Genomic DNA, 8931 nt, shown 5'->3' on the forward strand with positions numbered 1-8931 from the left:
CAAGGCAAATATGGCTTGACCGAGTCTCTGTCTTGAGGTCGTGAGGTCTGCTTCGCGAGCTTCAAGGCAGAGGTTTCGCGGCGCGGGTTTGGGGCGGCCGACGGAGCCGCGCCTTGACAATGCCCGATTCGTGCCCACGTGTGCGATTCTCCAGGGGGTCGTGAGTGATAAAGAGGGGTTAGAACCGTCATCACTCACGAGACCCGACCCGCTCGGTACCGGTGCCGCCTGGATGTCCTGAAGGCCCCCTTTGAGACGTTCAACGTCGCAAAGGGGGCCTTCAAGACATCGCGAGCACTCCGGAGGAAGGTGCGGCCGGACCTGGCGTGAACCCCTCGCGGCGTGGAAGCGGACCAGCCTCGGGTGGTCGTGCGTGGCAAGTGACGTTCTGACGCGACCACTCACGAGGCATTGGGCTGACCGGCCGATTCGATCCCGCGCCGATGTGAGCACGGTCGCGTCCAGTTGGCCCGACACCACCCTGGAACAGTGGGCAGGGGCGTCGACCTGTGGTTGGATCGCCCACGACGGCCAGGGAAGAACGGCCGCTGACGATGGCGGAACAGGCGGAGGCGAACGATGAGCACGCCGTATGGCGGCAACGACCCGCAGCAGCAGCCCCAATGGGGGCAGCAGCCGGGCTACGGGCAACAGCCGGGCGGAGCTCAACCGCCGAGCGGCCCGGAGCAGCCGCAGTGGGGGCAGCAGCCGCAGTACGACCCGTCGCAGACGGGGCAGCAGCAGCCCCAGTGGGGCCAGCAGCCCGCACCCTACGACCCGTCCCAGCAGCAGCCTGGGTATCCGCAGCAGCAGCCGGGTTACGAGCCGTCGCAGCAGCAACCCCAGTGGGGTCAGCAGCAGCCTCAATACGGCCAGCAACCGGGCTACCCGCAGTCCGGGCCGCAGCAGCAACCGGGCTATCCCCAGTCCGGGCCGCAGCAGCAGCCCGGCTACCCGCAGAGCGGCCCGCAGCAGCAGCCTGGCTACGACCAGTCCCAGCAGCAGTACGGGCAGCAGCCGCAGCAGCAGGGCCAGTACGAGTACGGCCAGAACCAGTTCACCGGCACCCAAGGCGAGGCGCAGGACAAGCCGAAGCCCAAGAAGGGGCTGTTCATCGGGATCGGCGCGCTCGTGGTGATCATCGCGGCGGTCGGCGTCCTCGGGTTCGTCACGCCGGGCTGGTTCAACACCCAGGTCTTCAACAACACACAGATGCAGACCGACGTGCAGAAGCTGCTCACCGAGACTTACCAGATCCCGAACGTCAGCGCGGTCTCCTGCCCCCCGGCCAAGGAGGTCAAGGACGGCGAGAAGTTCGCCTGCACCGCCACGATCGACGGCAAGCCGCAGGAAGTGCCGATCACCGTGAAGGGTGACACCGGCAACTACGAGGTCTCTCCGCCCGCCGTCCCCAAGTAAACGGCAGGCGCCGGGGGCGGTCGATCCTGCATGATCGTCCCCATGAGCGACTACTCAGTCCGGCTGCTCCGGGCCGACGAGGACCGAGCCGCGTTGGATTTGTTCAGGCGTGCCTTGCACGTCAAGGAGACGACCGACGAGGAATGGCCCTCGATCTCCGCTTCGATGCAGCCGGACCGCGCGTTCGGCGCGTTCGACCCGGAACTGATCGGCACCGTCCGGTCCTTCGACTCGGAAGTGACGCTGCCCGGCGAAGGCACCGTGCCGATCGGCGCGGTCAGCCTCGTCGGTGTCCGCGCGGATCGCACCCGCCGCGGCGTTCTGACCAACCTGATGCGTGCCCAGTTCGAGGACTTCGCCGCCCGTGGCGTCCCGGCGGCGATGCTGCACGCGTCCGAAGGCGCCATCTACGGCAGGTTCGGTTACGGCATCGCCGCGCGGGGTAAGTCGATCGAGGTCGACAGGCACCGCGCGCGGCTCCGTCCCGAGGTGCCGTCCGGCGGGCAGATCTCCTTGCTGGATCTGGAAAGCACCGTCGAACAGTGGCCTTCGCTGTGGGACGCGCTCCCACGCACACGTCCCGGCATGATCGACAGGAGCGCGTACCTGTGGCCGGGTTACGAACGCGACGTGCGCAAGGCGACCACTCCCGCCTCGACGGCCGTGCATCGCGGCCCGGACGGTGTCGACGGGTACGTCACGTACCTCGTCGAAAGGCCCGGCCCTGGCGAGCCGGTGTTCCTGAAGATCATTTCGTTCCACCACGCGAGCCCCGACGCGTTCGCCGGTCTGTGGCGCTATCTGCTGTCCGTGGACCTGGTCGATCGCATTATCGCCGAGAAACGGCCGCTCGACGAACCGATCGAGTTGCTGTTCACCGACCCGAGGCAGGTGGCCGTGCTGAAGATTCGGGACGAGGGCTGGCTCCGGCTGGTCGACGTCGCCGCCATGCTCGGTGCGCGGGCCTACCGCGGTGAGCCGGTCGTGATCGAAGTGACGGATCCCTTCCTGGAACACAACTCCGGCCGTTACCGCCTTTCCGAGGACGGTGCCGCCCGCACCACCGATCCGGCGGACCTCGAGCTGACCGCCGAAACCTTGGCGATGCTGTACCTCGGTGGCTGGCGTGCGTCGGATCTCGCCGTCGCGGGTCGGGTACGCGCGACCGGGGAGGCCGCCTTGGAGCGGGCGGACCTGCTGTTCGGCACGCGGGTGAACCCCTGGTGCGGTACCTTCTTCTGACGTTGGAAGATCACGTTCCCGGGGGTGGAGAAGCTTGAGCAGGCGAGCCGTCGCGACGGTCGGTCTGTGCTGTGCGGCTTTCGCGGTACTGACGGCGTGCTCGGACACGCCGGTGCCCGCGCCGCCGACGAAGACCGTCACCGTCTCGCCGTCGGCCAGCGCGTCGTCGAGCACGCCCGGCGGTATGTCGGGCGGCTCGTCGTCCGCGAGCGCTCCGGGCAGAGTTTTCGACCCGAGGACCATGCAGGCCGACGTGAAGAAGATCCTCACCGAGACCTACCAGGTGAGCGAAGTCGGCGACGTGCTGTGCCCGGCCAACCAGGCCGTCAAGGACGGCAGCACGTTCAGCTGCACCGTCCAGGTCGGCGGGCAGGGCAAGACCGTCACGATCACCGTCACCGGTGAGGACGGCCGCTACGAGGTCGGCGCGCCCAGCTGAAAACCGGTTGGGATTCCCCGGTGCCGGACGGCAGGATCTGTTGCCATGAGTGAATTCCACGTGCGCGCCGTGGCCGAAGGCGAACAGCGGGCCTGCCTCGAAGTACTCGAACAAGCCTTGCACGCCAGGCCGTCGGCCGACGAAGCCTGGGCGAAGATGGCCCCGTCCTGGCCCGCGGCGGGGAAGTTCGCCGCGTTCGACGACCACGGCACGCCGGTGGGAATCGCCAGTTCCTTCGACACCGAACTCACCGTCCCGGGTGGACGGAAGCTCGTCACCGCGGCCGTCGACGGTGTCGGCGTCCGCGCCGACTGGACCCGCCGCGGTGTCCTCACCACGATGATGGCCGCCCAGCTGGAAGACATCGCCGCACGCGGTGTGCCGCTGGCCGCGCTCCACGCGTCCGAGGGCGTGATCTACGGCCGCTTCGGCTACGGCGCGGCCACCTTCGGGAAGGGCGTGGTGGTCGAACGCCCGCGTGCCCGGCCGCGTGACGGTGTGGGACGCGACGGGGTGGTCAGACTCGTCACGCAGTCCGAGGCCGTCGAGCGCGTTCCCGCGCTGTACAAACGGTTCGAGGGCACACGGCCGGGTTTCGTCGCCCGCCCCGCGCAGTGGTGGCCTGGCTTCTTCGAGCGGGTCGTCACCGGTGACGACGGCTACCGTGTCGCCATCCACAGTGGACCGGACGGTGACGACGGTTTCGTGATCTACCAGACCATCGACCAGCGCGACCGGCAGGCGCCTGAGCGTGGTGCGCTCCTCGACATCCGTGAACTGCACGCGGCGACACCGCGGGCGTGGGCGGCGCTGTGGCGCTTCCTGCTGTCGGTCGACCTGGTCTCCGCGGTCGCGGGCCGAGGCCGTCCGGTCGACGAGCCGATCGCCGAACTGCTCACCGACCCGCGCGCGGTGAACACCACGGAGATCATCGACGACCTGTGGGTCCGGCTCGTCGACGTCCAGGCCGCACTGGCGGCCCGCACCTACGGGGCGGCCGACCCCGTGGTGCTCGAAGTGCTCGACAAGCAGCTTCCGGACAACAACGGCCGCTACGCCGTCGGCCCGGACGGAGCGGACCGCTCCACCGCGGCGGCGCACCTGCGGCTGGACGTCGACACCTTGGCGTCGCTGTATCTCGGCAACGGACTGTTCAGCGACCTGGTGCTCGCGGGCCGCGTCGAAGTGCTGGACGAGGCGGCCGTCGCCCGTGCCGACACGCTGTTCCACACCGCGCGGGCCCCGTGGTGCGGGACGTTTTTCTAGGGCGTATTACGCCGGGGTTTGATCCGCACCCGCGGCAACGCGGGTGCGGGCAGCCACGCCGTGGTGCCCTGGTAGCCCTCGACGCGGCCGAACCGGCCGGACTGGGCTTGCCACGCCTCGCGGTACTCGGCGATCTCCTCATGGCTGCGGCCGACGAAGTTCCACCACATGACCAGTTCCTCGGTGAACGGCGGCCCGCCGAGGAGGAGCACCCTTGCCGGTTCGGTGCCGGGGTTGGCCAGTTCCAGCCGTCCCGCGCCGGGCGCGAGATAGGCGAGTTCGCCGGTAGCCAGCGCGGTTCCGGCGACGGTGACCGAGCCGATGTCCTGGAGGACACCGTGTTCGAAGGCGGGATCGACATCGAGGGCGAGCGTCGCGCCGGGGTCCACGATGAGTTCGGCGCCCAGCAGGGGAGTGAACGCCGTGACCGGTGACGTGGTCCCGGCGAGAGTTCCGAGGAAGACCCGCGCGGTGGCGCCGGAGAGCTGGACCTCAGGTGGCGCGTAGTGCCGGAAATCCCGCGCGGTGTCACGATGTTCGCCGGGCAGCGCGATCCACAGCTGGACGCCGTGCAGCATCCGGGTGTCCGATGTGGACACTTCGGAATGCGCGATGCCGTGCCCGCCGGTCATCAGGTTCAGCTCGCCCGGCCGGACCATGGCGCGGGTACCGATGCTGTCGCGGTGCTCGATCTCGCCGCTGAACAGCCAGCTCGCGGTCTGCAACCCGGTATGCGGATGCGGTGCGACGTCCATCCCGCCGGACTCCGACACGTCCTGGGGCCCGTAATGGTCGGCGAAACACCACGCGCCGATCAGGGACCGCTGCCGCTGCGGAAGCGTCCGGCGGACGCGGATCGCACGCGGCCCGCCGAGCGGGACGTCGCGCGGGGTCAGCACGGTGACGCCTTCGCCCGGCCGATCGCCGCAGAGCAGTTCGGCCGGGTCGGGTTCGGTGTTGCTCACGGCTTCGGGAGTGCGGCCAGCAGACGCTCCACCGAACGACCGAGGTTCCAGCGCTCCGCGAGTTCCGCGACCTTGTCCGGATCGGCGGGTTCGGAGGGCACGACGTCCGAGCGGGACTGCACGATCGGGGCGTCGGCCGCGACCCGGACGACGGTCGGCGCGACCGCGAGATAGTCGGCGGCCTCGGTCAGCCGCAGCCGCGTCTTGAGCGGCACACGCGAGTCCCCGGCGGTGGAGGCGTCGATCAGCTCCTGCAGCGAACCGAACTGGGTGATCAGTTTCGCCGCTGTCTTCTCGCCGATCCCGGCGACGCCGGGCAGCCCGTCCGACGGGTCTCCCCGCAACGCGGCCATGTCGGCGTACGCGGGGCCGGCGTTCGCGGCCGGGATGCTGTACTTCTCCGCGAGTTCGTCCGGACCGAGGATCTCGGCCTTGTTCCAGCCCTTGCCGACGTAGATGACCACCGTGGGCGTCGGATCGGTCCGGACCAGCTGGAACAGGTCGCGGTCACCGGTGATGACCTCGACCGGCGACTTCTTCTCGTGGACCGCGAGCGCGCCGATGACGTCGTCGGCCTCGTACCCGGCCGCCTCGGCCGTCGCGAGCCCGAACGCCTCCAGCAGCTCCAGGATGATCGGTACCTGCGGCGTCAGGGTGTCGGGCACCACTTCGACGTCGCTGCCCTCCGGGACCTCCTCGGCCACTCGGTGCGCCTTATAGCTGGGCAGGAGGTCGGTGCGGAACTTCGGCCGCCAGTCCGCGTCGAGGCAGGCCACCAGCCGGGCGGGCCGCCGGTCGGTGAGGATCCGGGCGACGGTGTCGGTGAACCCCCGTACGGCGTTGACCGGCGTCCCGTCCGGGGCGGTCATCGACTCGGGCAGGGCGTAGAACGAGCGGAAGTAAAGGCTCGCGGAATCGAGGAGGGCGAGTGGTCCGGTCACGCGGACAGCCTGCCACGACCAGCCCGCCCTGCCCACTTGCCGCGCCCTGCGCGGTGATGGACTCAGATCTCGATCATGGACTCCTTCACCCGGGTCAGGTCTTCTTCTCGGTGCGGGGAGAAAGTTAGCGGCGGGCACCGACAGTAAGGAGTCGTGAGTGTTTTGGGTTGTTCTAACGACCCAAAACACTCACGAGACCCGACCCCCTCGGTACCGGCGCCCTTCCTTGCGCCTGAGGTACAGGAAGGCCCCCTTCCTTGCGCCTAGGTACAGGAAGGGGGCCTTCCTGTACTGGGGAAGGTGTGAAGGTCGAGTTTCCTCGGCTGAGCCGAGGGAAGGGGTCCTTCACGCGCGGCCGCAGACCTGCTGGTGCACCTGAGACCACGGCGGCGACCTGAAGGTAGTGAAGGTCTCCTTACTACCTTCAGGGTAGGCAAGAAAGCCTTCACGGACCTGACCCACGATCAGCCCCGCAGCCAAATCCAGTAGGTGCCCAAGACACGCTTGGCCCTAACGACCCGAAACACTCACGACCTAAGTCGGCCTTCACGGACGCTGCTGATCACGACGGCGAGCTGGTACGGCGTTGAAGTAGTCGTGTCGCAGACCGTAAAACCTCGACTTAACTCGAAGTCAAACTTCAGAAGCGACCTATTTCAGGCCAGAAATCACAGAGAACTCTTTGCAAAGATATCTCTGCGATTGTAGGTTGACCGTCATGGGGAAGAACGAGCGCTATCTCGCGCGGATCGACGGCCGGCTTCTCCGGGCGTTGTCGCATCCGCTGCGGGTCCGGATCCTGGAGTTGCTGCGAGAGGACGGCCCGGCGACGGCGTCCGGTCTGGCGAAGCGGGTGGGGGAGAGTTCCGGGACCACCAGCTGGCATTTGCGGCAGCTGGCCGAATGCGGTCTGATCACGGACGACGCCGAACTCGGCAGCAGACGCGACCGGTGGTGGAAGGCCGTGCACGAGGGCGACCAAATGCAGGCCAAGGACTTCATCGACGACCCGGACCTCGCCGGTCCTTTCAACGCGTACGCCCACACGATGATCGAGCGGCGCCACGCCGCCGAAGCGCAGTTCGTCGCCGAGGTACGGGACTGGGCCGACGAGTGGATCGACAAGGTCAGCTTTCACGACTCGCCACTCCCGCTGACTCCCGACGAGGCGGCCGCGCTGAGCGACGAGATCCTCGAGGTGATCGCCCGCTACCGCCGTCCGGAGAAGGACGGCGACACCCAGGTCCGTGTCCACTGGGCGGCCTTCCCGAGACGATCCCGGCCGGAACAGCCGTGAGCAGAGTGCCACTGGGGGCCCTGGTCGCGGCTTCGGGGATCTCCTCGGCCGGGGTGATGACGACGTTGATCGCGATTCCCTGGTTCGTCCTGCAGAGCACCGGCAGCGGCACCAAAACCGGCCTTGTCACCGCGGCCGAGGTGCTGGGGCTGATGGCCGCCGCGCTGCTGGGCGGGCCGATCGTGGACGGCGTCGGCACTCGCCGCGCGAGCGTCGGTGCGGATCTGCTGACGACCGTCACGGTCCTGTTGATCCCGCTGGCCGTCAGCACGACGGGGCTCAGTCTGCCGGGGCTGATCGCGCTGTCCTTCGTGATGGGCGTGTCCCGAGGACCCGCCGACACCGCGAAACAGGTCTTGCTCGCGGGAATCGCCGAGGCGGGCGGGATCCGCACGAGCCGCGCCGCGAGCGCCGTCGAAGCCGCGATGAGGACCGGCCGCATGGTGGGCGGACCCGCCGCGGGTGCGCTGATCGCCTTGATCGGGCCGATCCCTGTGCTGTTCGTCGACGCCGGCGCGCTACTGCTGTCGGCCGCGCTGGTGTTCGCCCTGATCCCGGCGGTGGCAGGCCCGCCGAGGCCGACTTCGGGCGGCTACCTCAAGGAACTGCGCGAAGGGCTCGGCTACGTCAAACGCGACAAGGTACTGCGCGCACTCGTCGGCATGCTGATGCTCACCAACAGTCTCGACTTCGGCCTCGTCGGCGTTCTCTATCCGGCGTACGGGGACCAGGTCCTGCACAGCACCGCGCTCATCGGCGCGATGATCACCGCCGTCGCCACCGGAGGGCTACTGGGCTCCGCGCTCTACGGCTGGATGGGCCACCGGTTTTCGCGCCGCTCGGCGTTACTGGCCGCCGTCGCCCTCGAAGGCGCGCCCAGATTCGCGCTTCTGGCGCTCGAACCCAGCCCGGTCGTCCTGCTCGCGGGTCTGGTGGTTGCCGGGATCGGGGCGGGCGCGCTCAACCCGATCGTGCTCCCGGCGGTCTACGAGCGGGTGCCCGAAGCCGTCCGGGGCCGGGTGTTGAGCCTTCTGGTGGGCGGGGTGCTCGCCGCGATGCCGGTCGGCTCGATGGCGGCCGGGTTGCTGCTGGACGGCGTCGGGCTCGTCGGCGCGCTCGCGGTGTTCGGTGGCATGTACCTGATCGCCACCACCTTCCCGGCGATCTTCCCGGTCTGGCGGCGACTCGACGATCCCGCCCCGATCGAGGGTGACCGGCTGGTGAGCCAGGGGCCCCGGACCGACTAGGGCGTGTCTGGCAAATCTCGTTCGTGGTCTTCGCGCCCAGGTGGTTCCTGGCGGCGCGGGCCCGTCGACCGCGTACGACCCCGTACGAGGACGAAGGGCCCCCACCACCCCGAAC

Annotated in this window: 8 protein-coding genes; 6 read left to right on the forward strand and 2 right to left on the reverse strand. The window is 68.8% G+C overall.

What is annotated here, in order from left to right; translation table 11 throughout:
• The first annotated feature begins 579 nt into the window (after positions 1 to 579).
• From AB0M65_RS38740 to AB0M65_RS38755, 4 genes are read left to right on the forward strand one after another with little or no spacing between them, the layout of a single operon-like run.
• Positions 580 to 1419 carry a DUF4333 domain-containing protein gene (locus AB0M65_RS38740; protein WP_364039879.1) on the forward strand — a complete coding sequence of 280 codons (840 nt, stop codon included), beginning with the start codon at positions 580 to 582 and terminating at the stop codon, positions 1417 to 1419.
• A gap of 42 nt (positions 1420 to 1461) precedes the next feature.
• Positions 1462 to 2661, forward strand: coding sequence for a GNAT family N-acetyltransferase (locus AB0M65_RS38745; protein ID WP_364039882.1), 1200 nt, complete (start codon positions 1462 to 1464; stop codon positions 2659 to 2661).
• Positions 2662 to 2695: 34 nt separating this feature from the next.
• Positions 2696 to 3100 carry a DUF4333 domain-containing protein gene (locus AB0M65_RS38750; RefSeq protein WP_364039885.1) on the forward strand — a complete coding sequence of 135 codons (405 nt, stop codon included), beginning with the start codon at positions 2696 to 2698 and terminating at the stop codon, positions 3098 to 3100.
• Between the two features lie 45 nt (positions 3101 to 3145).
• Positions 3146 to 4366, forward strand: a complete 1221-nt coding sequence (locus tag AB0M65_RS38755; protein WP_364039888.1) for a GNAT family N-acetyltransferase — start codon at positions 3146 to 3148, stop codon at positions 4364 to 4366.
• Here AB0M65_RS38755 and AB0M65_RS38760 read toward each other — a convergent pair.
• Positions 4363 to 5331, reverse strand: a complete 969-nt coding sequence (locus AB0M65_RS38760; RefSeq protein WP_364039891.1) for a pirin family protein — start codon at positions 5329 to 5331, stop codon at positions 4363 to 4365. The genes AB0M65_RS38755 and AB0M65_RS38760 overlap by 4 nt on opposite strands.
• The gene (locus tag AB0M65_RS38765; protein WP_364039894.1) at positions 5328 to 6272 is read right to left on the reverse strand and encodes a 5'-3' exonuclease; all 945 of its coding nucleotides are present in this window, start codon (positions 6270 to 6272) and stop codon (positions 5328 to 5330) included. Before AB0M65_RS38765 ends, AB0M65_RS38760 begins: the two co-directional genes overlap by 4 nt.
• A 718-nt stretch (positions 6273 to 6990) precedes the next feature.
• On the opposite strand from AB0M65_RS38765, the gene AB0M65_RS38770 reads away from it, so the two are divergent.
• Together AB0M65_RS38770 and AB0M65_RS38775 are read left to right on the forward strand one after the other, a co-directional pair.
• Entirely contained in the window at positions 6991 to 7569 is a 579-nt protein-coding gene (locus AB0M65_RS38770; RefSeq protein WP_364039897.1) for a winged helix-turn-helix domain-containing protein, read from the forward strand.
• Complete coding sequence (locus AB0M65_RS38775) at positions 7566 to 8816, forward strand: MFS transporter (RefSeq protein ID WP_364039900.1); 1251 nt, start codon at positions 7566 to 7568, stop codon at positions 8814 to 8816. Before AB0M65_RS38770 ends, AB0M65_RS38775 begins: the two co-directional genes overlap by 4 nt.
• Positions 8817 to 8931 lie beyond the last annotated feature (115 nt).

The organism is Amycolatopsis sp. NPDC051071, from assembly GCF_040682875.1.
Classification (GTDB): domain Bacteria; phylum Actinomycetota; class Actinomycetes; order Mycobacteriales; family Pseudonocardiaceae; genus Amycolatopsis.

What these genes read in the sequence shown, in the direction of transcription:
- AB0M65_RS38740 (WP_364039879.1), top strand. Translation starts at nt 580, where the DNA reads ATGAGCACGCCGTATGGCGGCAACGACCCGCAGCAGCAGCCCCAATGG.
- AB0M65_RS38745 (WP_364039882.1), top strand. Translation starts at nt 1,462, where the DNA reads ATGAGCGACTACTCAGTCCGGCTGCTCCGGGCCGACGAGGACCGAGCC.
- AB0M65_RS38755 (WP_364039888.1), top strand. Translation starts at nt 3,146, where the DNA reads ATGAGTGAATTCCACGTGCGCGCCGTGGCCGAAGGCGAACAGCGGGCC.
- AB0M65_RS38770 (WP_364039897.1), top strand. Translation starts at nt 6,991, where the DNA reads ATGGGGAAGAACGAGCGCTATCTCGCGCGGATCGACGGCCGGCTTCTC.